The sequence below is a fragment of the Streptomyces sp. NPDC127190 genome (genome assembly GCF_042672505.1).
Classification (GTDB): domain Bacteria; phylum Actinomycetota; class Actinomycetes; order Streptomycetales; family Streptomycetaceae; genus Streptomyces.
The window spans coordinates 382,389-407,186 of record NZ_JBHXVE010000003.1 but is presented as its reverse complement, the minus strand read 5'-3'; the positions used below and the strand labels follow the sequence as shown (position 1 = coordinate 407,186).

Below are 24,798 nucleotides of genomic sequence, written 5' to 3'. Positions count from 1 at the left end.
TGGTGTTTGCGGTGTTTTTTCGCTGTCTGTCCCCTCTTTCTCCGTCCCCGCCCTTCGGTTGTTTGTCTTGGGTTCTTTTGCCCCCCCCCCCCCCCGGCTGCTGGTGGCGAGCGCCGGTCAGCCCGCGGCGGGCAGCATGAACTCGTAGACCAGTTCGTCCTGGTGGGCGTCGACCACGAGATCGGTGATCTCCAGCGGACGGGCGTACTGGTCGTGCACCCGCCGGGTCACCCGGACCGCGGCAGCCGCGCCCGACTGGCTGATGGTGTCCCGGTGGTGCAGGGTCAGACCGGCCTTGCGCATCCAGTCGTAGGCCCGCCGCAGCTGCGCGGGGGTGGCCCCGTCCGCCCGGTCCCGGTAGCGGGCCAGCTCGGCCACCTCGGCCAGGGCCACCGCGGAGAACGACGTCACCGCCGTCCGCAGAGTGCGGCCGTCGGGCGCGGCCGACCGGTAGCGGTGCACCAGCGTCGGCCGGTGCGGGGCCAGGTCCAGCGCCCGCGCGTGCTCCGGCGGCGGTGTCTCCCAGGTCACCGTGGCCCGGTCGACGGCACACGGATCCGCGGGCCGGGCGCCGACCGGGAAGGTCGGCGACCACGGCGCCCCCACGGGCCGGCCGGGCAGCGTGGCATGGCTGCCCCGCCGGTCGGTGGCGACCAGACCGCCGCGGCGCAGCATGTCGAGCGCCTGCCGGACGGTCTCCCGGCTGACACCGAAGTGCGCCGCCAGGTGCCGTTCGCCCGGCAGGCGTTCACCCGGCGGGATGGTGCCGTCGCGCAGTTCGTCGAGCAGCAGCGTCGCGACCTGCGCATAGCGCGGGAGGTCCGCGTGCCGGGGGAGAGCGAGGGGGGTGGTGCGGGCCATGCCGCGCCTCCTGTTGGTGACCAGACGTAGCCGTGCGGGCTCATTGCGCGACCACACTTAGCATTGGTCTAAACCACAAGGGAAGGGCTGCCCGGCGGTTCGGCCGAAACCCGACCGCTCCCGGCCCGCGGACTCAGGCGTACGCGCGCAGCCAGCGCAGCTTCGCCGCCTCCTGGAAGGGGCCGCCGCCCTCGTGGTCGTTGAAGTCGTACACCTCGATCGCCTTGTCCTCGTGCGCCCAGGCGTTGAACGCCGCGAACACCGTCGACGGCGGGCAGGTCTGGTCCTCCAGGGCCGCCGAGAACAGCGCCGGCGCCCGGCCGCGGGCCGCGAAGTGGACCCCGTCGAAGTACGACAGCGTGCGCTGCACCTCCGCCGCACGGCCGCGGTGGGTCTTGAGGAACAGGCCTATCTCCCGGTACGGGTGACGGTCCGTCGAAACCGTCGCGCGCGGGAAGTCGCACAGGAACGGCACGTCCGGCGCGATCGCGGCCAGATCGGGCACCAGACCGCCCACGGCGATGGTGATGCCGCCGCCCTGGCTCCCGCCGGTCGCCACCGTCCGCGCCGCGTCGGTCAGCGGGTGCGACCGGGCCGCCTCCACCGCGCGCACGGCGTCCGTGAACACACGGCGGTAGTAGTAGTTCTCCGGCGCGTCGATGCCGCGCGTCATGAACCCCGGGTACGCCGGTGCGGCACCCACCGGGTCCGCCGTGCCGCCGCCACCGCCCCAGGCGCTGCCCTGTCCCCGGGTGTCCATGATGAAGTGCGCCCGGCCGGTCGACGCCCACAGCAGGTTCTCGTGCGGCAGCCCGCGGCCACCGCCGTACCCGATGAACTCCACGACCAGCGGCAGCGGTTCGGAGGCACCGGCCGGCAGCTTCAGCCAGCCCTTGACGGGGTGGCCGCCGAACCCGGCGAACGTCACGTCGTACACCTCGACCGTGGACAGTCCGGTCTCCACCCGCTCGAAGCGGGCGTCCAGTTCGTGCTCGCGCGCCTGCTGGAGCGTCTTGTCCCAGAAGGCGTCGAAGTCCTCGGGTTCGATGGACTCGCTGCGGTAGTCGCGGAGTTCCTCGAGGGAAAGGTCGAACAGGGCCATCGGCAACCGCCTTTGTGAAGAAGAGCGTGTCGGCTCACCGTACGCGGGTGATCGGATCACTGGCCAGGCCCAGGCCGAGTCATCGGTGCGGCCGTACGGCGATTGCGGTGCTGGTCCAGGGGTGAGTAAGCGCTTGCTGAGCGGGGGTGTCCGGTGCTCCGGACGAGGGGGAGTGGTCGGGTCATTCGGGTGGGTCAGGTCCGCGGCTGCGTCCACTTCGGTCCGGTGCGCGCCCACTCCCGCTCCCACTCGGCCAGCCGGTGGCGCAGGGCGATCCGGCGCTCGACCGCGTGGCCGAGGAGGACCACGCCGGCCGCGCCGCCCGCCGCGCACAGACCGACGGAGACCGCGTGCTGCCACACCGCCGCGTCCCCCGGCGGAGGCGGCACGCTGCGGCCCTGGGCGTCGAACCACACGGGGACCACGTCCCCGGTCCGGCTCCCCGCCGGCACCCGGGCCCAGGTGGTGCGGGTGCCCTTGCCGGGCTCGGACCAGCGCACCTCGGCGCGGTAAGGGCGGGCCCGGTCGCCCTCGGCCGCGGACAGTCGCTGCGGCGGGTCGCCGACCACCGTGGCCCGCACCCGGTGCCGCTCGGCCCGCTGGGCTGCCGCCGCCGACGCGGCCTGGTCATGAGCGCGCAGACCCACGGCGACGCCCACCAGGGGCGCCACCACGAACAGCAGGACGGCGACGATCAGCACGGTCCACGCCTCCACGACGTCCGACCGGCGCCGCAGCGGATTGCTCCGCCAGCGCCAGCCATGCATCCGGGTCCGCATGTCCACCTCCGTGCCATCGCCGCGGCGGGAGCGGCGGACGGGCCGGTTCACCGGCCCGTCCGGACGCACAGCCGTGCACGAGCATCCACACCCGTCTCGTACCCCGTACGGCGCACCTCGCGCACATCCGGAACCGCGACTTCGGGCCCTTTGGAGCGCGGGGGGCGGTATGCGCCCGGCGCTCGCGCGGCCCGCTCGGCGGTGCGACCCGGCGCTCAGCCGAAGCGCTCGATGCGGATCCGCTCGACCGGCTGGCCCGCCGCCACCAGCAGCCGTGACGCGTGTTCGGCGAAGCCGTTGGAGCCGCACACATAGGCCTCCCACCCATGGGCGGGCTGCTCGGCCAGGAGCGGCGCCACATGTGCGGCCGTCATACGTCCCACCGCCACCCCGGGCGGGGCGCTGCGGGTGAGCACGGGGGTCGTCTCCGCGCCCAGCTCGCGGGCGTAGATCAGCTCCTCCGGGCCGCGCGCCGACACCAGCATCCGCAGCGGCACGCTCAGACCGCGCGCCCGGTGGTGCCGCACCATCGACATCAGCGGTACGACCCCCGAGCCGGCGCCCAGCAACAGCGCGGGCCGGTCGCCCGGCCAGGCGAAGAAGCCGCTCAGCGGGCCCCGCACCTGCACCGTGTCCCCGGGCCGGGCCACCGTGTGGAACCAGCCGGAGACCTCGCCGCCCGGCACGTGGTCCAGGGTCAGCTCCAGGTGGCCGGAGTCGTCCGGCGCGGACGCGATCGAGTAGTGGCGCTGCGCCGTGTACCCGTCCGCCGCGGTCAGCCGCAGCATCAGATGCTGCCCGGGAAGATGCCCGGCCCACCCGGGCACCGCCAGCCGGAAGGTGGCCGCGCGCGGCGTCTCGCGCCGGATCTGCGTCAGGGTGGCCGTCTGCCACGTCGTCGCCGTGCTCGTGCTCACCGCGATGCGGTCGGGCACGGCGAACCGTGTCGCGGGGCCGCTCGGGGCGGCCGGGGGTGTCGTCGTCGGATCAGTCACCGGAGTACCGCTGCTCCTCCCACGGGTTGCCGCGCGCGTGGTAGCCGTTGCGCTCCCAGAAGCCCGGCTCGTCGTGGTCGAGGAGCGTGATGCCCGCGATCCACTTCGCGCTCTTCCAGAAGTAGAGATGGGGCACCAGCAGCCGCGCCGGGCCGCCGTGCTCGGGCGCCAGCGGCGCGCCGTCGTACTCCCAGGCGATCCAGGCCCGGCCGCCGGTGAGGTCGGCGAGGGGCAGGTTCGCGGTGTAGCCGGTGTGCGAGTACGCGAGGGCATGTGTGGCGGACACATGGGGCCGCACCCTATGGAAGAAGGCGTCCAGCGACACCCCGCCGAACCGCACGCCGAACTTCGACCAGCCGGTCACACAGTGGATGTCCCCGGTGTAGGCCGACGCCGGCAGGGCGTGCGCCTCCTCCCAGTCCCAGGTCCGTTCCTCCTCGACCAGGCCGTCGATGCGGAAGGACCAGTCGGCGGGGTCGAGGTCGGGGGTGACCTCGGCGGACAGGACGGGCCAGTCGTCACGCGCGTCGTACTGCCCCGGTGGCAGACCGGGGTTGTGGACGCGCGGACGGCCCGTGAAGCCTCGCGTGACGTTCATGGTTCAACCGTACGCTGCCACTCCGGCTGCTCCGTCCCTGGTCGGATCAGCTGTGCCCGCCGGCGGGCGGGCCCGCGTTGTACCGCTCCAGATAGGCCGCGAAGCGGACCAGGTCCGCCTCCGGCCAGTCCGCGAGCCGCTCCTGGAAGGCGGCCCGGCGGCTGCGGGTGACCTGGGCCAGGATCTCCCGGCCGGCCGCGGTCAGGTGCAGCACGTGCACCCGGGCGTCCTCCGTATCCGGCCGGCGCTCGATCAGTCCGGCCCGCTCCAGTGCCGCCACCTGTCGGCTCACCGTGGACTTGTCCAGGGCGTAGTGGGCCGCCAGGTCGGTCGCGCGGCAGCCGCCCTGCTCCTCCAGGTGGCTGAGCAGGGTGTACGACACCAGGGACAGCTCGGGGTGCATACGGCCCGCCGAGGCCCGGGCCCGGCGGGCGAACATGGTCATCTCGCGCTGGATCGCCTCCACGGCCGACTCCGCTGCGCTCACGGGAATACCTCCTCCGGCGTTCTAGTTGTATAGTACAACTTGAAGTGAAAGTTGTATAAGCCAACCTTTGGAGGTCGCGCGCGATGAGGTCACCGGCACTGCGCCATGTGCTGACGCACCTGATCACCCCGCTGCTGATGTGCATAGGCATGGGGCTCGCCTACATGGGGGCCTTTGTGACCCCTGAGCCGCACCACATGCCCGTCGCCGTCGTCGGTGCCGGACCGCAGGCGAAGGTGTTCGCCCAGACGGTCAAGGACACCGCGGGGGACAAGCTCGACGTCCGTACCGTCGCCACCCGCGCGGAGGCCGTCGACCTGCTCACCTCCCGGGATGTGACCGGCGCCTATGTGCCGAGCGCCAAGTCCCCCGAGCTGCTCGTCGCGAGCGCCGCCTCCGACATGGGGGCTACCGCCGTGGAGAAGGTCTTCACCCCGGTCGCCGCCAAGGAGGGCGTCCCGCTGAAGGTCACCGACGTGGCCGCCCCGGTCGCCGACGACCCCACCGGCCAGGGCCTGTTCTTCCTGCTGATCGCGCTCAGCATCGGCTCCTACGCCTCGGTCGCCGCCCTCGGCGCCGCCGGTGCCGCCCTGCCGATGCGGGTACGCGCACTGCTCGCGCTCGGTGTCTCCGCCGTGGTCAGCGGCATCGGCGCGCTGCTCGCCGGGCCGGTGTTCCACCTCGCGCACCACGACCTCGCGGGCGTGTGGGGCATGGCCTGGCTGTACTCGGCGGGCATCCTCTTCATCGGCGTCGGCCTGCACACCTTCCTGAAGCGGTGGACCACGCTGACCATGATGGTGCTGTTCGTGATGTTGAACTTCACGAGTTCCGGCGGCCTATTCCGACCCGAGCTCCAGAACGGCTTCTTCGGCACCCTGCATGCCTTCTGGAACGGCGCCGGCTTCGTCGAGGGCGTCCGCAGCCTGCTCTACTTCGGCAGCGACGGTCTCGCCCGCAACGCGTGGACCCTCGTGGTCTGGCTGCTCGCCGGCCTCGTCGTCAGCGGGATCGCGGCCCTGTACGAGCGGCCCCGGCGGGCCCGGCACGCGGCCGGCCAGCACCCGGCCGTGGCCGAGACCGCACCGGTAGCGGCCAGCACCCCCGCCGAGGAGACCGAGGCGGCCGACGATGCCGAGGAGGAGGTCGAGGAGACGGTCGGCGTCTGACCGAGCCCCGACGGAGACAGGGAGCGCACCGCTCGGAGACGGGCGGAGGCTCCCTGCCGGTCCGTCACCCCGGCGCCGACCCGATCCGCACCGCCCGTGCCCACGCCGGCGGCGCGGTCGGCTCGTCGTACGGGTCCTCCTCGCTCCACGCCCCGGCGCGCGGGAACAGCCCCACCACCGTCCGGCAGGGCGGCCGCTCCTCGGGCCAGGGGGTCTGCCCGTCGGTGAGGACCACCACCACATCGGGCCGCTCCCGCAGCGCCCGCGCGAACCCCGCCCGCAGATCGGTCCCGCCCCCGCCCACCAGCTCGATGCCCTCCGCCCGGCACAGCGGCTGCACGACCCGCGCCGCCGCATCGCACGACAGCACACCGACCAGGTCCCGCCGGCCACCCACGGCCCGGCCGATCGCGGCCACCTCCAGCAGCGCACTGCCGAGTTCCGCGTCGCTGACCGAGCCGGAGGTGTCGACCACCACACACACCCGCGGCGGCCTGCGCCGCAGGCTGGGCAGGACGACACCGGGCAGGCTCGCCGCACGCCGCGCCGGGCGGCCGTAGCTGTAGTCATCGCCCGCACCCCCGCCCGAGACCGCCGAGCGGACGGCCGCACCCAGCAACTCCCGCCAGGGCAGCGGCGGATGGAACACCTCCTCGGCCCAGCGCCGCCACCCCTTCGGAGCGTTGCCCGGGCGGCCGTTGATGCCCTGCGCCACCCGGAAGCGGACGGCGTCCCGCTCCTGCTCGCTCAGCCCGTGGGCGCCCTCCGGCCCGAGATCCCACTCCCGGGCGAGCCCGTCGGCACCGCTGCCGCAGTCCAGCCAGGCCAGCCCGTCCGGCATCGCGTCCAGCCGGATGTGCCGCAGATAGGCCTCCATCAACAGGCCCTCGGGCAGCCGCAGCCTCTCCGGGGTCACGGCGTCCGGGGGCCGTACCAGACCGTCGCCGAACACGTCGTCGTTGATCTCGCAGTCCGCGGCGATGTTCATCCGCAGCCGGTCCCCGCGACCGGTCAGGCCCTCCGCACGTGCCAGCCGGTCACCTCGGCCGTGATGGTCGCGCAGCAGATGGGCGACCTCGTGCACCCACACCCCGGCCAGCTCCTCCACCGGCATCCGGTCCACGAACGCCGGCGACACATAGCACCGCCAGTGCCGGTCCACGGCCATCGTCGGCACCTGCCGTGACGCCACCGGGTGCAGCGCGAACAGCGCCGTGGCCAGGTACGGCCGCACCCGGGCGGCGTACAGTCGCGCCGCGTACAGCTTGCCGACGTCGAGGACGGCCGCCGGATCCGGCGCCTCGGCCGTCCCTGGCGACCGCTCCGTCACGGGGTCCGGCGCCTCGGCCGTCATCGGCGAACCCTCCGTCACCGGATCCGGCGCCCCGGCCGTCAGCGGCGATCGCTCCGTCACGGGGTCCGGCGTCCCCGCCGTCATGGCTGTCTCCTCCCTCAGGGGCGTCCCCGCCGTCATCGGCGAACCCTCCGTCACGGGGTCCGGTGTCCTCGCCGTCCCGGGCGTCATGGCCGTGACGCCTGTGGCCCCGGCGTCACGGGCATCCCATCCGGCGCGGGGTCCCGCAGTCCCGGGCGCCCCCTCCGTCCCGGGCACCCCCGCAGTCCCGGGCGCCCCCGCAGTCCCCGGCGCCCCGGCGGTCGTCGGCGATCCCTCCCTCACGGGATGCGGCGTCCTCGCCGTCCCGGGTGTCCTTGCCGTCACGGCTGTCTCCGTCACCGGCGTCTCCACCGTCATCGGCGAACGCTCCGTCACGGGATGCGGCGTCGTCGCGGTCCCGGGCGTCCTCGCCGTCATGCCTGTACCCGTCGTCCCCGGCGCCCTCGCCGTCGTCGGCGAACGCTCCGTCACCGGCGCCCCGGCGGTCAATCGCGCCCCTGCGGTCCCCGGCGTTCCCGCCACCCCCACCGCCCCCGCCCTCATCGGCGGCCCCCGCCGGTGAGCGAGGCCTTTCGGGCGGCCTCGTCGGCCCGGCGGGAGAGAGCCATGGCCGCGCCGAGCCGCTCGATCGCCGTCGGTACGTCCCAGTCGTCCCGGCGCAGCGCGGCCAGTGTGGTCGCGGGGACGACCACCACGTCCGGCGCCCCGCTCTCCATGGCCCGCACCAGCAGGGTCCAGGCCGCGTCCCAGCGGGCCCGATCCGGCCGGTTGCGGACCGCGGCCACCACCCCGTCCAGCACCGCCTGGCGCAGATCCCCGCGTTCGGGCAGCTCCGCGGCCCGCGGGTCGGCGAGCAGCTGCTCGGGGTCGGGCAGGTCCATCCGGTCCAGGCTCGCCAGCAGTTCCAGGCCCGGGCCGTCCCCGACGGTGCCCCGGACCAGCAGCGCCAGCACGTCCCGCGAGGACCCGGCGGCGGTCGCGAAGGCGACCAGCCGCACGGTGGCCTCCCAGCTCCTCGGCGACGGCCAGGCGCCGCCCCGCCGGCTCTCCCCGCCGGGCAGCCGGTGCACCAGCCCCGGCCGGGCGGTGAGGAACCCGCACACCGCGCGCCGCGCGAAGTCCACCGCCTCCGGCAGCCGCTGCGGATCCAGCCGGGGCAGCGTGGCCAGCGGCCAGGTCCCGCCGAGGCCGCGTACGACGACGTCGGGATCGTGCGCCCACTGAAGATGCACGAACCGGTTGGCGAGCGGAGGGCTCAGCTCCCAGCCGTCGGCGGCCGAGGAGCGCGGGTTGGCGGCGGCCACGATGCGCACGCCGGGCGGCAGCCGCAGCGCGCCGATCCGGCGCTCCAGCACCAGCCGCAGCAGGGCCGCCTGCACGGCCGGGGGAGCGGTGGACAGTTCGTCCAGGAAGAGCAGTCCCCGCCCGGCCCGTACCAGCCGTACCGCCCAGTCCGGCGGGGCCATCGGGACTCCCTGCACGGCGGGGTCGTCTCCCACGACGGGCAGCCCGGCGAAGTCGGACGGTTCGTGGACGCTCGCGATCACGGTGGTCAGCGGGAGTTCCAGGGCCGCGGCGAGCTGGTTCAGCGCCGCGGTCTTGCCGATGCCCGGCTCGCCCCAGAGCAGCACCGGCAGGTCGGCGGTCACCGCCAGGGTCAGCGCCTCGAGCTGGGTGTCGGTTCGGGGCTCGGTGGTGGTGTCGCGCAACAGGTCCAACAGGGCGTCGGCCACGGCGAGCCGGGAGGCGTCGAGGGCTTCGGGGGCGTCAGTGGGCAGGGCAGCGGAGACACAGGAAGGCATGGAGAGGTCACCTTGGGGTGTGAAGTGGGCGAAAGCGGAAGGGAGTTCAGTAGAAGGTGGCCGTGCTGCGGTACCGGCCCCGGCTGGGGCGGCGGTCCCGCACGGCCGAGGGCGTGCCACGGTCCCGGGCGGCGGATCCGGTGCGGTCGGGGCCGGTCAGACCCGCCCGGTACAGCCCGTAGGCGATGCGGCGTTCGGCGGCCGCCGCCAGCTCGTCGCGCAGCGGCCCGTCCCGCAGGACGGCGCCGGGGCCCAGCAGGCCCTCGACCACGGCCAGCGCACCGGTGGTGTCGCCGTGGGCCAGGCGCTCCCGGACACCGGGCAGGCAGTCCGGGCGGCGGTGCGCCGCGTCGACGGCCCGCAGACAGGGCAGCGGCGAACCGCCGAACGCGGCCAGCAGCTCCTCGCGGCGGATCTCGTCCGGGTCGTGGTCGAGCGGCGCCAGGACGCCGTCGACCAGGCCGATCCGGTGCGTGGCGCCCCGGCACTCCACCCGGCCGGCCAGGTCCGCCGGGTCGGTGGCGCGGACCGTGCCGGGAGCCGGGTGGCCCGGGGCCAGCGCGGCGGCGACCAGCGGATGCAGCCGGTCCGCGCCGAGCAGCCCGGCCCGCACCAACTCCAGGTCGGGCGCGACCCGGACGGCCGCGTCCGGCAACACGGGCAGCCCGCCGGTTCCGCCCGGCACGGGCCCGGTGACGGCCCGCAGCCCCGCCCACGGCGCGTCGGTGGCGAACCGACCGGGCCCGCCGCAGTGCCGGCAGACATCCGGGCCGGTCCGGAGCGGGTGTGCCGCCGGGGTCGCCCCGGCGGCATCCGGCCGGCCTGGGTGCCGCGACGGGCCCGCGCCGGAGTCGGCAGGCACCGGCTCCACCGCTCCGCCCCGGCCGGACCACCGTCCGCCTCGGCCGGGCCACCCGGTGCGGAAGGCACCGCCGCCCTCCGTGTCCCCGGAGAGCGCGCATCGGGCTCGCTCCGCCACCGGCACGGACCCCACCGGCCCCGCAGACCCCACTGGCCCCGATATCCGGCACACGCCGCAAACGGGCCCCTGCGGCACCAGCTCCAGCACCAGTCGGCGGCGGCTGCCCAGCCGTACCGTGAACGCGCCGTCGGAGCGGCCCTCGGCTTGGCACAGGAGCGCCGCCTCGGCCGCCCAGCGGGCCACGGCACAGCCGAGCCCCGGCGGCGCCAGGCCCAGCGGGTCGAGGTCCGGTGGCGCCGGTCCGTCCGCGCCCGACCGGGTCCGCAGCTCCAGGTGTCTGCTCGCGTCCCACAGGTGGCGGTGCAGATCGAGCCGGAAGCGTCGGTGCGGACGGGGACGCGGATGGCCGCCGTCCGACGCCCCGGCCGGGTCCCACAGCGCGAGGCTGATGCGCTGGCCGCCGTCGGCCCAGGCCGGGGCGGTACGGGCGACGAGGTGGACGGCGCCCTCCCGGCCGGAACCCGGGTAGCGGGCCAGGGTGAGCGTCAGCCCGGGGCGCAGCAGCCCGTCGGGCGCGACCCTCGGCATGTGCCAGCGCAGCAGGTCGGGCGCGAGCCGGCGGAGGTCGGCGCGGACCAGGGACGCGAGTTCGCGGCCGTGGACCCGGGCGACGGAACGCAGATCGAGGTCGACGTCGATCCGGGCCGCGGCGCAGGCTCCGGCCCAGTCACCGGCCTCACGGCGGCCGGTGGCGGCCTCGATCATGGACGGTGGCACGGCGTACTCGCGTACGCGCAGCCACAGGGAGAGGCGGGAATCCTCGTGCACGGTCGGGATGAGCATCAGCGCTCACCTTCCGTGGACGGGACCCCCCATCTGTCTGCTCGGTGAGTCGTCATCGCGGGGAGCGTAGTTCTCCGGCCGGGCACCGCGCCAGCGCTTTTTCCGGGCCCGGCGCGCCGGGGGAACGGCCGTGCGGCTGGGGTATGGTGGCCGTCCGGCCGCGGACCGTGCGGCCCCTGTCGCCGAGGAGGTGGGACCCATCACCGCTGTGCCAGCCGGGGTGCTCTCTCTTCCCGACGGCGCGGTGCACCGGCACCGGTGACCGCGGGAGCGCCCCCCTCTCGCGCTCCCGAAAGGCTCAAGGCTTCCGTGCCCTCTTCCGTGCCCTCTCTTCCCAGTGCCGCCCCGCTGTCTCCTGTCTCCCCGCTGTCCCCTGCCGACCCCTCCGCCGTCGTCGCCCGGCTCCGTTCCGCCGGATGCGTCTTCGCCGAGGACGAGGCGGAGTTGATCCTCGCCACCGCCCGCGGCCCCGAGGAGGCCGCCGCGATGGTGGAGCGGCGGGCCGCCGGACTCCCGCTCGAACAGGTCCTCGGCTGGGCCGAGTTCCACGGACTGCGGATCGCCCTGGAACCAGGCGTGTTCGTGCCCCGCCGCCGTACCGAGTTCCTGGTCGAGCAGGCGCTGGCCGAGGCGCCGTACGCGACCGTGGTCGTCGACCTGTGCTGCGGCTCCGGTGCGCTCGGCGCGGCCCTCGCCGCCGCGCTGGACGGCGCGGAGGTGCACGCGGCCGACATCGACCCGGCCGCCGTACGCTGCGCCCGCCGCAACCTCACCGCTTTCGGCGGCCACGCCCACCAGGGCGACCTGTACGACGCGCTGCCCGCCGGACTGCGCGGCCGCGTCGGTGTGCTGACCGCCAACGTGCCCTATGTGCCCACCGGCGAGGTTCCCCTGCTGCCCGCCGAGGCCCGCGACCACGAGCCGCTGGTCGCCCTGGACGGCGGCGCCGACGGGCTCGATGTGCTGCGCCGGGTCGCCGCCGGGGCGCCCGAGTGGCTCGCGCCCGGCGGCCGCCTGCTCTCCGAGACCAGCGAGCGCCAGGCACCGGCCGCCGTCCAGGCCTTCACCGACGCGGGCCTGACGGCCCGTCTGGCCGTGTCGGAGGACTTTCCCGCGCACGTCGTGATCGGCGTACGGCGCTGACCTCCGCGCCGGCTACGGCAGTTCCTGCGCCCGGGCGATGAGCAGGGCCACGTCGTCGTGGTTGTCGGGGTGGTGCAGGGTCCGCAGCAGGAAGTCGCAGACCTCCTCCAGCGGGCGCGCGGGGTCGTCGAGCAGGGACAGCAGGAAGTCCAGGCGCTCGTCCAGCGAGTGACGGCGCGTCTCCACCAGCCCGTCGGTGTAGAACACCAGCACGTCGCCGGGCTCGAAGTCGACGGTCACGGTGGAGAAGGCGACCCCGCCCACGCCCAGCGGCACCCCGGTGGGCAGGTCGAGCAGTTCCGGCGGGCGGCCGGGCCGGATCCGGGCCGGCGGCAGATGGCCGGCGTTGGCGATCCGGCACTGCCGCAGATGCGGGTCGTGGACGGCGTACACACAGGTCGCGATGGAGTGGTCCAGCGCCGAGGTCGTCTTGTCCAGGTGCTCCAGCAGCCGCGCCGGGTCGAGGTCGAGCGCGGCCAGGGTGGTGGTCGCCGTCCGCAGCCGGCCCATGGTCGCGGCGGCGCTGATGCCGCTGCCCATCACATCGCCCACCACCAGCGCGGTCTTGCCGCCCTCCAGAGGGATGACGTCGAACCAGTCGCCGCCGACCTCGCTGGTGGCCCCGGCGGGCTGGTAGCGCGAGGCCACCTCCAGGCCGGTGGTGACCGGGGGATGGCTGGGCAGCAGACTGCGCTGAAGGGTGAGCGCCGTGTTGCGGGCGTTCTGGTACCAGCGCGCGTTGTCGATCTGCACGGCCGCGCGGGCGGCCAGCTCCCGCGCGAGCAGGACGTCGTCCTCGTCGAACGGCGCCGGATTGCGGGTGCGTTTGAGGTCCAGGGCGCCGAGCACCTCGCCGCGCGCGATCAGCGGCACCGCGAGATAGGAGTGCAGTCCCGCCCGGCCGAGCAGCGCGGCCGCCTCGGCGGAGCGGGCGATGCGCGGCAGGTCCTCGTCCTTCACCTGCGGCACCAGCACCGCCTCACCCGTACGGACGCACTCGGTGACCAGGCGGTCGGGGGCGTACCGGGCGATCTGGCCGGGCGGGTCGGCGGCCCGGACCGCGTCCGAGTCGTCCTCCGGGCGCACCGCCAGCGCCCGGATCACCGCGGACTCCGCCGGGCCGAGCGTGCTGCGCCGGCCCCCCACCACCGCCTCCAGCAGGTCCACCGCGGCCACGTCGGCGAGTTCGGGTACCGCGACCTCGGCCAGCTCGCAGGCGGTGCGCTCCAGCTCCAGCGTGGTGCCGATGCGGGCGGAGGCGTCGGCGATGACGGCGAGCCGGCGCCGGGCCGCCTCCGCCTCCAAGGCGGCCCGGTGCTGCTCGGTGATGTCGACCACGGAGACGGCCACGCCCAGCACGTTGCCCATCGCGTCGTCGAGCCGGTACAGCGAGTGCACCCAGGTGTGGTCGTGGTCCGGGTCGGCGGGGGTACGGCCGATCGTGGTGTCGTCGATCACCGGTACGCCGGTCTCCAGCACCTGCCGGGTTCCGGCCTCCACCGGGCCGGAGTCCAGCATCGGCAGCACCTCGTGCAGCCGGCGCCCGATGTGCTCGGCGGCCGGTACGCCGTTGATCTTCTCCAGGGCCGGGTTGACCGAGACGAACCGCATCTCGGTGTCCAGGACGGCGTAGCCGATCGGCGACTGCTTCACCATCCGCTCGGACAGCGCGACGTCCTGCTCCAGCCGCCGTACGGTCGACTGGTCGGCGGCGAGGCCGAGCGCGTACACATCGCCGCGGTCGTCCAGCAGCCGCATGTTGCGGAACTCCACCAGCCGGGTGCTGCCGTCCTTGTGTCTGACCGGGAAACCGCCGGCCCAGCTCTGTCCGGTGCGCATGACATCGGCGAAGAGCCTGCCGACCAGCTCGCTGTGGCGCTTGTGCACCATCAGCCGGGCGGCGTACTGACCGAGGGCCTCCTGCGCGGAGTACCCGAACAGCTCCTCGGCCTGCGGGCTCCACAGCACGATCCGGCCCTCGGTGTCCAGCACGACCGACGCCACGCCGAGCACGTCGAGCAGGCCGCCCGGCCGCAACGGGCCGCGTGCCGGCTCGCCGCTGTCCGCTGCCGGAGCCTCGGCTGCACTCATGCCCCGCACCGCCTTCGCCCGTTCGTACGGCACGCCGTCCCCCGTGCCGACTCCCCTTGTCCTGCCGTGCTCACACCGACTCTCCGCCGCCTTGACCGGTCTACCTCCACCATCTCTCACCACGCGGCGGACGTCCGCCGGAAGCAGCCTGCCGCCGTACACGCGTGCGGGGGCTCCTGTCGAGACCGTACAGCGTGATCCCGCGGGCCGTGAGAGTTCACGCTCATGTTGCTCCATTGGTCTGTACATGACTATCGCGCCACGCCAGACTGTCCGCCGACCGAGTGCCCCCACCCCTGCCCGAGGAGTCGGCCATGCCCGCGTCCGCCCGGCAACGTTGCCATGGAGTCCTCGCCGGACTCGTCACCCTGGCCACCGCCGCCGTCGTGTCCCTCGCCGCACCCGCACCCGCCTTCGCCGCCGACACCTGGACCGAGACCGGCTCCGACCGGGCCGACCCGCTGACCGAGAGCCAGGGACTCGCCTCCGTGGAGGTCCCGGCGAACAGTCCCAACCACTACACCGGCATCGGCACCATCCCGCTCGGCGTCTCCCTGCGCGGCTGGAACCACGTCGGCGACCCCGACGCCTCCTACGAGGGCTACTACATCGAGCCCTACCAGCAGGACTCCGGCAACTCCAAGATGTTCCGCGTGCAGGGGCCCGACGGCGCCTGGTCGGAGTACGTCCACACGCTGAGCCCCGGCGAGGCCCTGAACAACTCCTGGGACACGATCTCGCCCGACGGCCAGTGGATGCTGTCCGGCGAATGGGGCACGATGACCCGCTTCCTGGTCTTCCCCACGCCCGGCGAGAACCCCGCCACCTCGCCCGGCGCGAACCTCCCGCAGGCCTCGACCGTCGTCCTGGACCACGCCGTCCGCGACGTCCAGGGCTGCGACTTCTCCGGTCCGACGACCCTGCTGTGCTCCTCCGACGACCCGGACGGCAGCCTCTTCGGGATGACCAAGCCGCTGCTCCAGGTCGACCTCTCCGCCCCGCCGAACGGCTCCGCCGACGTCACCGGCCATGTGACGGCCCTGCGCCCGCTCCCGCTGCGCAGCTCCTGCTCCGGCACCTTCGAGAGCGAGGGCATCGACTACGACCGCCGTACCGGTGTGCTGCGGGTGATCGTGGTGTCCCCGGGGTTCTGCGTGCTCACCGACAGCAAGACCTACACATTCTCCCGTGGCTGAGGTGTGCGCGGCCGCGGGTGGTGTTTTCCTGGGGTTGGACGCGGTGTGCCGGGGTACCCCGTGCCCTCGCGGTACGGCAGGAAAGGAGCGGTCATGACCCACACGGAGCGGTCGCATCCGGAAACCGTCACGGTGGAGATCAGCGGATGCTCCAAGGAGGACGCTCGCATCGTCTTCGATGCGCTGAACTCCTGCTTCGCGTCCGACCGGGGCGCGGACGAGGTCCCTCAGCAGTTGCACGAGACCCGGCCCATGGTGTGGCTGGGTACCTATGACGTGGCGGAGGCCCGCGGGCGGGACTGTCCGCCGGTCGAGCTGCACTCGCCGGTCCAGGCGGACGTGCAGGGCGGCTACTGGGCCGTGGACCGGTTCCGGCACACCCTGGACGCCATCTTCAGTGTCGAGGAGACCTGCACGGCCTCCGGCGACCAGGAGCGGGACCTCCATCTGCGGCTCCAGAGCCGCTGACGACCCCGCTCCCCGGGTCCTACGCCCCGGCCGGCTCCGCGCCGGCCGGGGCGTACTGCGCCAGCCCGTCGCCGAAGGACCAGTCGACGTCGGTGTTCTCGGTGAGCGTGACGACGACGTTGTGCGGCGCGGTGCCGGTGCGCTCGTGGACCAGCTCGGCGATCCGCCGGTACAGCGCCCGCTTCCGCTCCGGACTCCGTCCGGCGCGCAGGGTGATCGCCACGAACACCGCCGAGGCGTCCTTCGGCAGGCCCAGGTAGCTGTCGTAGCGCAGGGTGCCGGTGACGCCGTCGTGGCCGGTGAGCACCTGGAAGCGGTCGTCGGGCGGCACGCCGAGGGTCTCGGTCAGTGCCTCGTGGACGGCGTCGCCGAGGGCGCCGAGGCGGGCGGGGTCGGTGCCGAGCGCGTCGATACGGACGAAGGGCATGGCGGTACGTCCTTTCCGGAACGGTCTTCCGCGAGCTCTGTACATACTAGTAGGTACAGAGTGGCCGGTGTCACCCTTCCGTGGTTATGCAACTAGTTGCACAAAGGTAGGGGCGTCCTCTACAACAAGAGACGACCACACCCCGCACGGAGGGCCCCATGAGCCGTTACCCCCATCTGCTGACCCCGCTCGACCTGGGATTCACCACCCTGCCCAACCGCGTGCTCATGGGCTCCATGCACGTCGGCCTGGAGGAGGCCGAGCGTGGCTTCGAGCGCATGGCGGCCTTCTACGCCGCCCGCGCGCGCGGGGGAGTGGGACTCATCGTCACCGGCGGCATCGCCCCCAACGACGAGGGCCGACCGTACGAGGGCGGAGCCAAGCTCACCACCGAGGCCGAGGCCGAGCAGCACCGCGTGGTCACCGAGGCCGTGCACCGCGAGGGCGGCCGGATCGCGCTCCAGATCCTGCACTTCGGCCGCTACGCCTACCACCAGGACCTCGTCGCACCGAGCCCGCTCCAGGCGCCGATCAGCCCCTTCGTGCCGCGCGAGCTGACCGACGCGGACGTCGAGCGCACCATCGACGACTACGCCCGCACCGCCCGCCTCGCCCGGCAGGCCGGCTACGACGGCGTGGAGATCATGGGCTCCGAGGGCTACCTCATCAACGAGTTCATCGCCCGGCAGACCAACCAGCGCACCGACCGCTGGGGCGGCTCCTACGAGAACCGGATGCGCTTCCCGGTGGAGATCGTCAAGCGGGTCCGCGAGGCCGTCGGCGAGGACTTCATCGTCATCTACCGGCTGTCCATGCTGGACCTGGTCCCGGGCGGCTCCACCCTGGACGAGGTGATCACCCTCGCCAAGGAGATCGAGGCCGCCGGGGCGACCCTGATCAACACCGGTATCGGCTGGCACGAGGCCCGCATCCCCACCATCGCCACCTCCGTGCCGCGCGGCGCCTACACCTGGGTCACCAAGAAGCTCATGGGCGAGGTGTCCGTGCCTCTGGTGACCACCAACCGCATCAACACCCCCGAGGTCGCCGAGGAGCTGCTCGCCGGCGGCTACGCGGACATGGTGTCGATGGCCCGCCCGATGCTCGCCGACCCCGACTTCGTCGCCAAGGCCGCCGCCGGCACACCGGACGCCATCAACACCTGCATCGGCTGCAACCAGGCCTGCCTGGACCACACCTTCAGCGGCAGGATCACCTCCTGCCTGGTCAACCCGCGCGCCTGCCACGAGACCGAGCTGGTGCTCTCCCCGACCCGGCTGAAGAAGCGCGTCGCGGTCGTCGGCGCGGGCCCGGCCGGACTCGCCTGCGCGGTCTCCGCCGCCGAACGCGGCCACGCCGTCACCCTGTTCGACGCGGCGAGCGAGATCGGCGGCCAGCTCAACGTGGCCCGCAAGGTCCCCGGCAAGCAGGAGTTCGACGAGACGCTGCGCTACTTCCGCCACCAGCTCTCCGCGCACGGTGTCGACGTACGCCTGGACACCTGGATCACCGCCGCCGACCTGGACGGTTACGACGAGGTCGTGGTCGCCACCGGGGTCACCCCGCGCACCCCGGACATCCCCGGCATCGACCACCCGCGCGTCCTCGGCTACCTCGACGTGCTCCGCGACGGCGCCCCGGTCGGCGAGCGTGTCGCCGTGCTCGGCGCGGGCGGCATCGGCTTCGACGTCGCCGAGTACCTCACCGACGGCGGCGACAAGGCCCACGAGGACCCGGAGACCTACTTCCGCGCCTGGGGCGTCGACATGGACTACCAGGCCCCCGGCGGGCTCGCCGCCCCGCAGCGGCCGGCCCCGCCGCGCCAGGTCCACCTGCTCCAGCGCAAGACCAGCAAGGTCGGCGCCGGCCTCGGCAAGACCACCGGCTGGATCCACCGCACGGAACTGAAGCACCGTGGCGTCACCATGGTGCCGGGCGTGCGCTACGACCGGATCGACGACGCCGGCCTGCACATCACCGTCGGCGAGGAGAGCACGGTCCTCGAGGTCGACACCGTGGTGCTGTGCACCGGGCAGGAGCCGCGCCGGGACCTGTACGAGGAGCTGGTCGCCGCCGGCCGCAGCGCACACCTGATCGGCGGCGCGGACGTGGCGGCCGAGCTGGACGCCAAGCGGGCCATCAAGCAGGGCACCGAGCTGGCCGCGGCCCTGTAGGACGGCGGCCGTACGTCCCTAGGATGAGCCCATGTCTCTCCCGCACGCGATCCTCACCGCCCTGCTGGAAAAGCCGTCGTCGGGGCTGGAGCTGACCCGCCGGTTCGACAAGTCGATCGGCTACTTCTGGTCCGCGACCCATCAGCAGATCTATCGCGAGCTGGGGAAGCTGGAGGCCGAGGGGCTCATCCGCACCCTGCCGCCGGAGCAGCCGCTCCGCGGGCAGAAGAAGAGCTACGAGGTCCTGCCCGCGGGCCGTGCCGAGCTGGCCCGCTGGACCGCCGCCGCGCAGGATCCGAAGCCGCAGCGGGACCCGCTGCTGCTCCGGCTGCGCGCCGCCGCGGTCGTCGGCGCGGCCGGTCTGGGCGACGACCTGCGGCGCCATCTGGAGCTGCACCAGCGGCAGCTGGCCGAGTACCAGGAGATCGAGAAGCGGGACTTCCCGCCGGACCGGGACGCCCCCGAGGACCGGCTGCGCCATCTGGTGCTGCGGGCCGGCATCGACCTGGAGACCTTCTGGACCCAGTGGCTGAGCCACGCGGTGGCGGAGGTCGCCGGGCTGCCGGACGCCGACTGAACGCCGGGCGGGCGGTCCGTCAGAGGCGGTACGGCTTCGAGCGCCGCCGCAGCACCCAGCCGGTGGCGATGACCCCGGCGCCCACCAGGGCGGCGCCGATGCCGAGGGTCAGCGGACCGTAGTCACGGGCGGCGCCGCCCAGGCCGCCCATCACGCCCCGGGACGGCGTCGGCGTGGACGTCGACGAGATCGTCGGCCGGCTCGGCGACGACGACACGATCACCGACTGGGTGCCCGCCGTACTGCCGCTGGAGCAGACCACGACCACCGTGTACGTCCCCGGGCTCACCTGGGTCCAGGCCGCGGACTGGCTGATGGTGGTGCCCGCCAGCGCCACCTGACGGCCCTGGGAGAAGTTCGCCTGGCGGCTGGTGAGCAGGGCCGCGGTGCCCCAGCTGCCGTTGATCTGGGTGCACGCGCTGGTGACCACCGAGACGGTGGAGCCGGTGGTGCTGACGGAGATGCCCGATGCCGCGGCGGACGGTCCGGCGAGTGCGGCCGGGAGCGTGGCGGCGGCCGCCAGGGTCAGGCCGCAGCGGAGCGGAAGTCTGGAGTTGCGCATCGTCTGGCCTCCAGCGGCACGGTTGGCGGTACGTCCCATGCGCCGCCGAGGGTCGGGAAACGTCCGTGCTGCCTCAGTGGCAGCCAACGCGGCCCGGGGCCCGCCCGCACACGGAGCGCACCCGGCCAGGTGACGGATTCCACCGTCCGGCGCACGGCGGCCCGCCGAGGGGGTGCGGGAGTCAGCCGGCTGTGCGCACGGTCCGCTGCGCCGTCCAGCCGCCCCACGTCCCGTCCGGCAGCCGCGCCCGCAGCCGTACCCGGTGCTCCTGCCCGGCGGTCCGGCCCGCGTAGAAGCTGTAGTGCGCCCGGCCGCGCGGCGGAGTGCCGCCCCACACCAGCGAGGTGGCCGTGGCGTCGTCGAGCCGCACCTGGTACTCCGTGACGACGCCGTCCACGCGCGGCGGGTCCCAGGCCAGGTCGAGGTAGTAGGCCCCGTCGGACCGGTGGGCCGTGGCGGTGAAGCCGGTGGGCGCGGTGTCCCGGCCGTCGTCGCTGCCGGGCGTGGTCAGACGGACGGGCGTACTCGCCGGGGAGGCGTTGTCCGCGGCGTCCCTGGCCCGGACCGTGAAGACGTACCCGGTGCCGGGGCGCAGCCCGGTGACCACGGCGGTGGTCCGGTCGCCGCCCACCCCGTGGATCTTCACCCCGCCCTGGCAGATGTCGTACGACACCACGCCGCGGTCGTCCCGGGACGCGCCCCAGGACAGCCGCACGGCCCGGCTGCCGAGGGCCCGGCCGCTCGGCCGCCCGGGCCGGGTCGGGGCGGTGCGGTCGGCCGCCGCCAGGGCGGGGGTGCGCGCCCTGACCGGCCGGCTCGGCGGTCCGAGCCGGCCGTCGGTGTCCCGGGCCCGCACGGAGAACGCGTACATGGTCGACGGCCTGAGCCTGATGACGTCCACCATGTGCTGTGAGCCCGGTACTTCGGCCGCTTTCGTGGTGCCCCGGTATACCTCGTAGGAGCGGATGCCCGGGCCGTCCGTGACCGCGTTCCACATCACGTGCACGGTCGTGGCGCTGCCCGCCGTCGCGGTGACCCCGGCCGGGGCGCCGGGCATACGGCCGTCGTCGCCGGCGGCGGCCGCGCCCCAGCCGCACGCCGCCACCAGCAGCAGAGCCGCACAGACCAGGGCGAGCGGAACGGGCACGCGGCGCACGGCGTGTGCCTCCCCGGGGACGGTGCCGGTATCCCACGGCAGGACGGGAAAGGTCCGGACCAATATGGCCCCGCTGGTGCGGCCGGGGCAAGAGGGCCGCGTTGGTGGGCGGCCGGAGCGGTTCCGTATGCTGAGTCTCCCTACGGCTGAACTCCCGGACAGGGCAGGGAAGTTCATGCCTTTGGCGCGGACTCGCTGTCGTCGCCGGTACTGCGCCGACGCGGGCGGCCGGGGTCCGGAGCCGCACCGGCCCGGACCCCGACCCCTGTTGTCCGCCCGCTGTCCAGTGCCACGTCCCCGGGTGTCGCCTCACGGGGTGTCAGACGCGTGCTCCATCCGGCCCCTTCGGAGCGGTCCTGACGGCCGGGTGCCCGGCGCCGCCCCACAGTGGCCTGGAAGTCTCCACCGTCCCCGAGGAGAGAGGCCCACCCCACGTGCGTGTGCGTGTCCCGACGCTGACGCTGGCCGCGGCCGGCGCGGTGCTGCTGGCCCCGGCCGCCCTGCCCGCCCCGGCCTCCGCCGTCCCGGCCCGACAGGGTCCCGCCCGCAGTGAGGGCGCCGTCACCGCCGCCGACCTGCTGACCCGGGTCGCCGAGTGCGTCCGGATCTCCCACGGCCGGTACCGCACCGACGCCGACCGCCCCGCGACCGTCCCCGTCTGCAACACCCGGACCGCCGTCTTCTGGAAGGCCGACCTGGACATCGACTGCGACGGCCGGCCCACCACCCGCTGCAACAGCCGCACCGACCCGCTGTTCGCCCCGACGACCGCCTTCCAGCAGTCCGACGGACGCCATCTGAACGCCGAGACACTGCCCTACGTCGTCGTCCCGGCGCCCAGCCCCCTCTGGGACTACCGCGCGCACGGCATCCGGGGCGGTTCCGTCGCCGCCGTCGTCTACCGGGACCGGGTGCAGTACGCCGTCGTCGGCGACACCGGCCCCCGCGACCTCATCGGCGAGGCCTCCTACGCCACCGCCCTGGGCCTCGGCATCCGACCCGACCCCCGCGACGGAGGGACGGACTCCGGCGTCACCTACATCATCTTCAAGAACTCCCACGTCGACCCCATCGAGGACCACGCGGCGACGGCGACGACGGGCGAGCGCCTGGCCAGACGCTTCACGACCGACGAGTGACCCGGGGCCGCCCGGCGCCGGGAGCTGCTTGGCCAGGTGGGCCGCGGGGCGGTCCCCTGGCGGAGGGGGAGGGGCGTGGGCAGTCGTGACTGGTCCGTCGGCGAGTACCGGCCGGCCCTTCAGGACGGCCGACGTCGTGGGGCGGCGCGGGCGAGCAGGGTTGCGGGCCATACGCCGGCGGGGAGTGCGCGTACCCGCCGCCGGGTGTGTCCGTTCAGTCAGGGCGGCTGGAGTCGTGGGCGAGCGCGGTCCGGCAGGGGTGGGTGTGTGCGTCCGGCGTCCCCCGGCACCGACGTGAGGCGGAGTTCCGCAGGGCGTTCGGCGGGCGGCCACGCGCACCCGGTTCCGGTGGTCGTATGCCTCCACGGCCGGCGCGTCCGACCGGGGTCTGGCGCGGGGGACAGGGCACGTGCAGCCGACGCCTGTCCGTCGGCGAGCACCGGCGCGGGCCCCCGCCGGGGGAAAGAGCGCCTGCACCGGCTGCCAGGGCGGGGCCGGGTACGGCCTGGCAGGGCGCCCGTGTCGGTGTGGGTGGAGCCCCCCCCGCAGGGAGTTCGCGGCCGGTGTCAGGCCTTGCGGTAGTCGTACGCCTCCGCGGCCGCGGCGGCCACCGCGGCCAGGTCGGCGCCGGTGGATGCCGTGACCACCGCGGCCACCGCTCCCTCGAGGAAGGGCGCGTCCACCAGCCGGGTGTTCTCCGGGAGTTCGTCGCCCTCGGCGAGCAGCGCCTTCACGGTGAGCACCGCGCTGCCGAGGTCGGTGAGCACCGCCACCCCCGCTCCCCGGTCGACCGAGGCCGCGGCGGCGGAGATCAGCTCGGCGCTGGTGCCGAGCCCGCCGCCCTCGGTGCCGCCCGCCGGGGCCACCGGCACCGCGGTGGCCCCGCTCGCCAGGCCCTTCGCTAGCTCGGCGACGGCCGCGGCCACCTCCGCGCTGTGCGACACCAGCACGATTCCGACCAGCTTCTCCTCAGCCACCCGTCAGCCCTCCGCGGTGTCGGCGAGGGCCGCGATCAGCAGCGCGGACGAGGTCGCCCCCGGATCCTGGTGGCCGATGCTGCGCTCCCCGAGATAGCTCGCCCGGCCCTTGCGGGCTTGCAGCGGAACGGTGGCCTCCGCACCCTGCTCGGCGGCGGCCCGCGCCGCGGCGAACCCGTCCCCGAGCGCGTCCACGGCCGGCACCAGGGCGTCGATCATGGTCTTGTCGCCCGGCGCGGCCCCGCCGAGCGCCATCACGGCCTCCACGCCCGCCCGCAGTGCCTGGGCCAGCTGCTCCTCGCCGACCTCGGCGGCATCGCCGAGCGCTTTGCCGGTCTTGCGCAGCAGCGTGCCGTACAGCGGTCCGGAGGCGCCGCCGACCGTCGAGATCAGCTGGCGCCCGGTCAGCATCAGCACGGCCCCCGGAGTGGCCGGCGTCTCCTTCTCCAGGGCGGCCCGCACCGCCGTGAAGCCGCGCTGCATGTTGTTGCCGTGGTCGGCGTCGCCGATGGCCGAGTCGAGGGCGGTGAGCCGTTCCGCCTCGCGGTCGACGGAAGCGGCGGCCGCCGTCATCCAGCGGCGGAAGAAGTCGGCGTCGAGCACTGGATCTCCTTGCGTGGTAGGGCGGTTGACCGATGTGCCGGAGGTGTGGACGGCCTCGTCCGCCCGCTCACATCCCCCAGCGCAGCGCCGGGGTCTTCACCGGCGCGTCCCACAGCCTGAGCAGCTCCTCGTCGACCTGGCACAGCGTCACGGAGGCGCCCGCCATGTCCAGGGAGGTGACATAGTTGCCGACCAGCGTGCGGGCCACCGCCACCCCGCGCTCGCGCAGCACCCGCTGCACCTCGGCGTTGAACCCGAACAGCTCCAGCAGCGGAGTCGCGCCCATGCCGTTGACCAGCGCCAGCACGGGACCGCGCGGTGGCAGGTCGTCCAGGACGGCGTGCACCGCGAAGTCGGCGATCTCCCCGGAGGTCATCATCGGCCGCCGCTCCCGGCCCGGCTCGCCGTGGATGCCGATGCCCAACTCCAGTTCGCCCTCGGGCAGATCGAAGGTGGGGCTGCCCTTCGCCGGGGTCGTACAGGCGCTGAGCGCCACCCCGAAACTGCGGGAGTTCTCGTTCACCTGGCGGGCGACGGCCTCCACCCGCTCCAGCGGCTGCCCCTCGGCCGCGGCCGCGCCCGCGATCTTCTCCACGAACAGCGTCGCCCCGGTGCCGCGCCGCCCCGCGGTGTAGAGGCTGTCGGTGACGGCCACGTCGTCGTTCACCAGCACCTTGGCGACCTGGATGCCCTCGTCCTCGGCCAGCTCGGCGGCCATGTCGAAGTTCAGCACGTCACCGGTGTAGTTCTTCACGACGAACAGCACCCCGGCGCCGCTGTCCACGGCCGCCGCGGCCCGGGCCATCTGGTCCGGCACGGGCGAGGTGAACACCTCGCCGGGGCAGGCGGCGGACAGCATGCCCGGGCCGACGAACCCGCCGTGCAGCGGCTCGTGCCCCGAGCCGCCGCCCGACACCAGCGCGACCTGCCCGGCCACCGGTGCGTCGCGGCGCACGATCACCCGGTTCTCCACGTCCACCGCCAGATCCGGATACGCGGCCGCCATCCCCCGCAGCGCGTCGGCCACAACGGTCTCCGGCACGTTGATCAGCATCCTCATGGTGTCTCCTCGGCAGCTAGGCGCTTGCGCCCTGGACCTGCCTTTTCGCAGGTCACCGGCGTTCATGACGGTTCTTGATCCTGGCGGTTGGTCGGAGTGTCGGAGCGGGTCCCCTGCTGGAAGTATCGACCTTGCACCGGCGAAGGTCACCTCCGGCCACCGGATCATGGCCGAGGCGGCCTGCTGCCCGGACACGACGCGGGGCCCCGCGGGGAGCGCCCGGGGGCGGCGGGGGGGGCGGGGGGGGTGCGGGCAGGGGGGCGGGGCGAGC

At 74.2% G+C, this 24,798-nt stretch carries 24 protein-coding genes; 8 read left to right on the top strand and 16 right to left on the bottom strand.

Annotated elements, in window-relative coordinates; translation table 11 throughout:
- Positions 1–117: 117 nt before the first annotated feature.
- From ACFVIU_RS07625 to ACFVIU_RS07600, 6 genes are all read right to left on the bottom strand, one after another.
- Positions 118–861: a GntR family transcriptional regulator gene (locus ACFVIU_RS07625; protein ID WP_385841235.1), complete on the bottom strand. Its 744-nt coding sequence runs from the start codon at positions 859–861 to the stop codon at positions 118–120.
- A 133-nt stretch (positions 862–994) separates the two neighbouring features.
- Positions 995–1,963, bottom strand: coding sequence for an acetylxylan esterase (locus ACFVIU_RS07620; RefSeq protein WP_385841234.1), 969 nt, complete (start codon positions 1,961–1,963; stop codon positions 995–997).
- 194 nt (positions 1,964–2,157) lie between these two features.
- The gene (locus ACFVIU_RS07615) at positions 2,158–2,742 is read right to left on the bottom strand and encodes a hypothetical protein (protein ID WP_385841233.1); all 585 of its coding nucleotides are present in this window, start codon (positions 2,740–2,742) and stop codon (positions 2,158–2,160) included.
- Between the two features lie 215 nt (positions 2,743–2,957).
- A complete protein-coding gene (locus ACFVIU_RS07610) occupies positions 2,958–3,737 on the bottom strand; it encodes a ferredoxin reductase (RefSeq protein ID WP_385841232.1) in 780 nt (259 codons plus the stop codon).
- Positions 3,730–4,335, bottom strand: a complete 606-nt coding sequence (locus ACFVIU_RS07605; protein ID WP_385841231.1) for a sulfite oxidase-like oxidoreductase — start codon at positions 4,333–4,335, stop codon at positions 3,730–3,732. The genes ACFVIU_RS07610 and ACFVIU_RS07605 overlap by 8 nt, the downstream gene beginning before the upstream one ends.
- 46 nt (positions 4,336–4,381) lie before the next feature.
- A complete protein-coding gene (locus ACFVIU_RS07600) occupies positions 4,382–4,822 on the bottom strand; it encodes a MarR family winged helix-turn-helix transcriptional regulator (protein ID WP_385841230.1) in 441 nt (146 codons plus the stop codon).
- Between the two features lie 83 nt (positions 4,823–4,905).
- Here ACFVIU_RS07600 and ACFVIU_RS07595 point away from each other — a divergent pair, with 83 nt between their 5' ends.
- Complete coding sequence (locus tag ACFVIU_RS07595; RefSeq protein WP_385841229.1) at positions 4,906–5,991, top strand: hypothetical protein; 1,086 nt, start codon at positions 4,906–4,908, stop codon at positions 5,989–5,991.
- Between the two features lie 64 nt (positions 5,992–6,055).
- Here ACFVIU_RS07595 and ACFVIU_RS07590 read toward each other — a convergent pair whose 3' ends face one another.
- Positions 6,056–7,345: a VWA-like domain-containing protein gene (locus ACFVIU_RS07590; RefSeq protein WP_385841354.1), complete on the bottom strand. Its 1,290-nt coding sequence runs from the start codon at positions 7,343–7,345 to the stop codon at positions 6,056–6,058.
- A gap of 82 nt (positions 7,346–7,427) precedes the next feature.
- Between ACFVIU_RS07590 and ACFVIU_RS07585 the strand changes: the two genes are divergently transcribed.
- Positions 7,428–7,949, top strand: a complete 522-nt coding sequence (locus ACFVIU_RS07585; protein ID WP_385841228.1) for a hypothetical protein — start codon at positions 7,428–7,430, stop codon at positions 7,947–7,949.
- Here the strand turns inward: ACFVIU_RS07585 and ACFVIU_RS07580 are convergent.
- Complete coding sequence (locus ACFVIU_RS07580; RefSeq protein ID WP_385841227.1) at positions 7,927–9,189, bottom strand: AAA family ATPase; 1,263 nt, start codon at positions 9,187–9,189, stop codon at positions 7,927–7,929. The two genes, ACFVIU_RS07585 and ACFVIU_RS07580, sit on opposite strands and share 23 nt — an antisense overlap.
- A 46-nt stretch (positions 9,190–9,235) precedes the next feature.
- Positions 9,236–10,954, bottom strand: a complete 1,719-nt coding sequence (locus ACFVIU_RS07575) for a hypothetical protein (protein ID WP_385841226.1) — start codon at positions 10,952–10,954, stop codon at positions 9,236–9,238.
- Between the two features lie 348 nt (positions 10,955–11,302).
- On the opposite strand from ACFVIU_RS07575, the gene ACFVIU_RS07570 reads away from it, so the two are divergent.
- A complete protein-coding gene (locus tag ACFVIU_RS07570) occupies positions 11,303–12,097 on the top strand; it encodes a putative protein N(5)-glutamine methyltransferase (protein ID WP_385841353.1) in 795 nt (264 codons plus the stop codon).
- 12 nt (positions 12,098–12,109) lie between these two features.
- Here ACFVIU_RS07570 and ACFVIU_RS07565 read toward each other — a convergent pair whose 3' ends face one another.
- Positions 12,110–14,188 (bottom strand): SpoIIE family protein phosphatase, encoded by a 2,079-nt coding sequence (locus tag ACFVIU_RS07565; protein WP_385841225.1) that lies wholly within the window; start codon positions 14,186–14,188, stop codon positions 12,110–12,112.
- Between the two features lie 314 nt (positions 14,189–14,502).
- On the opposite strand from ACFVIU_RS07565, the gene ACFVIU_RS07560 reads away from it, so the two are divergent.
- On the top strand, positions 14,503–15,384 hold the full coding sequence (locus ACFVIU_RS07560; RefSeq protein ID WP_385841224.1) for a hypothetical protein: 882 nt from the start codon (positions 14,503–14,505) through the stop codon (positions 15,382–15,384).
- Positions 15,385–15,477: 93 nt separating this feature from the next.
- Positions 15,478–15,852, top strand: a complete 375-nt coding sequence (locus tag ACFVIU_RS07555) for a hypothetical protein (RefSeq protein WP_385841223.1) — start codon at positions 15,478–15,480, stop codon at positions 15,850–15,852.
- 19 nt (positions 15,853–15,871) lie between these two features.
- Here ACFVIU_RS07555 and ACFVIU_RS07550 read toward each other — a convergent pair whose 3' ends face one another.
- The gene (locus ACFVIU_RS07550) at positions 15,872–16,279 is read right to left on the bottom strand and encodes a tautomerase family protein (protein ID WP_385841222.1); all 408 of its coding nucleotides are present in this window, start codon (positions 16,277–16,279) and stop codon (positions 15,872–15,874) included.
- Positions 16,280–16,437: 158 nt separating this feature from the next.
- On the opposite strand from ACFVIU_RS07550, the gene ACFVIU_RS07545 reads away from it, so the two are divergent.
- Both ACFVIU_RS07545 and ACFVIU_RS07540 read left to right on the top strand, forming a co-directional pair.
- Positions 16,438–18,453 (top strand): FAD-dependent oxidoreductase, encoded by a 2,016-nt coding sequence (locus tag ACFVIU_RS07545; RefSeq protein ID WP_385841221.1) that lies wholly within the window; start codon positions 16,438–16,440, stop codon positions 18,451–18,453.
- A 31-nt stretch (positions 18,454–18,484) separates the two neighbouring features.
- Positions 18,485–19,030, top strand: coding sequence for a PadR family transcriptional regulator (locus ACFVIU_RS07540; protein WP_385841220.1), 546 nt, complete (start codon positions 18,485–18,487; stop codon positions 19,028–19,030).
- 19 nt (positions 19,031–19,049) lie between these two features.
- On the opposite strand, the gene ACFVIU_RS07535 is transcribed toward ACFVIU_RS07540, so the two are convergent.
- Both ACFVIU_RS07535 and ACFVIU_RS07530 read right to left on the bottom strand, forming a co-directional pair.
- Positions 19,050–19,592 (bottom strand): hypothetical protein, encoded by a 543-nt coding sequence (locus ACFVIU_RS07535; protein ID WP_385841219.1) that lies wholly within the window; start codon positions 19,590–19,592, stop codon positions 19,050–19,052.
- A 181-nt stretch (positions 19,593–19,773) separates the two neighbouring features.
- On the bottom strand, positions 19,774–20,748 hold the full coding sequence (locus tag ACFVIU_RS07530) for a fibronectin type III domain-containing protein (protein ID WP_385841218.1): 975 nt from the start codon (positions 20,746–20,748) through the stop codon (positions 19,774–19,776).
- Positions 20,749–21,188: 440 nt separating this feature from the next.
- Here ACFVIU_RS07530 and ACFVIU_RS07525 point away from each other — a divergent pair, with 440 nt between their 5' ends.
- Positions 21,189–21,887 carry a glycoside hydrolase family 75 protein gene (locus ACFVIU_RS07525; protein WP_385841351.1) on the top strand — a complete coding sequence of 233 codons (699 nt, stop codon included), beginning with the start codon at positions 21,189–21,191 and terminating at the stop codon, positions 21,885–21,887.
- A gap of 566 nt (positions 21,888–22,453) precedes the next feature.
- On the opposite strand, the gene ACFVIU_RS07520 is transcribed toward ACFVIU_RS07525, so the two are convergent.
- From ACFVIU_RS07520 to dhaK, 3 genes are all read right to left on the bottom strand, one after another.
- Complete coding sequence (locus tag ACFVIU_RS07520) at positions 22,454–22,864, bottom strand: PTS-dependent dihydroxyacetone kinase phosphotransferase subunit DhaM (protein ID WP_385841217.1); 411 nt, start codon at positions 22,862–22,864, stop codon at positions 22,454–22,456.
- 3 nt (positions 22,865–22,867) lie between these two features.
- Complete coding sequence (gene dhaL / locus ACFVIU_RS07515; protein ID WP_385841216.1) at positions 22,868–23,467, bottom strand: dihydroxyacetone kinase subunit DhaL; 600 nt, start codon at positions 23,465–23,467, stop codon at positions 22,868–22,870.
- A 67-nt stretch (positions 23,468–23,534) separates the two neighbouring features.
- The gene (dhaK, locus tag ACFVIU_RS07510) at positions 23,535–24,527 is read right to left on the bottom strand and encodes a dihydroxyacetone kinase subunit DhaK (RefSeq protein WP_385841215.1); all 993 of its coding nucleotides are present in this window, start codon (positions 24,525–24,527) and stop codon (positions 23,535–23,537) included.
- Positions 24,528–24,798 lie beyond the last annotated feature (271 nt).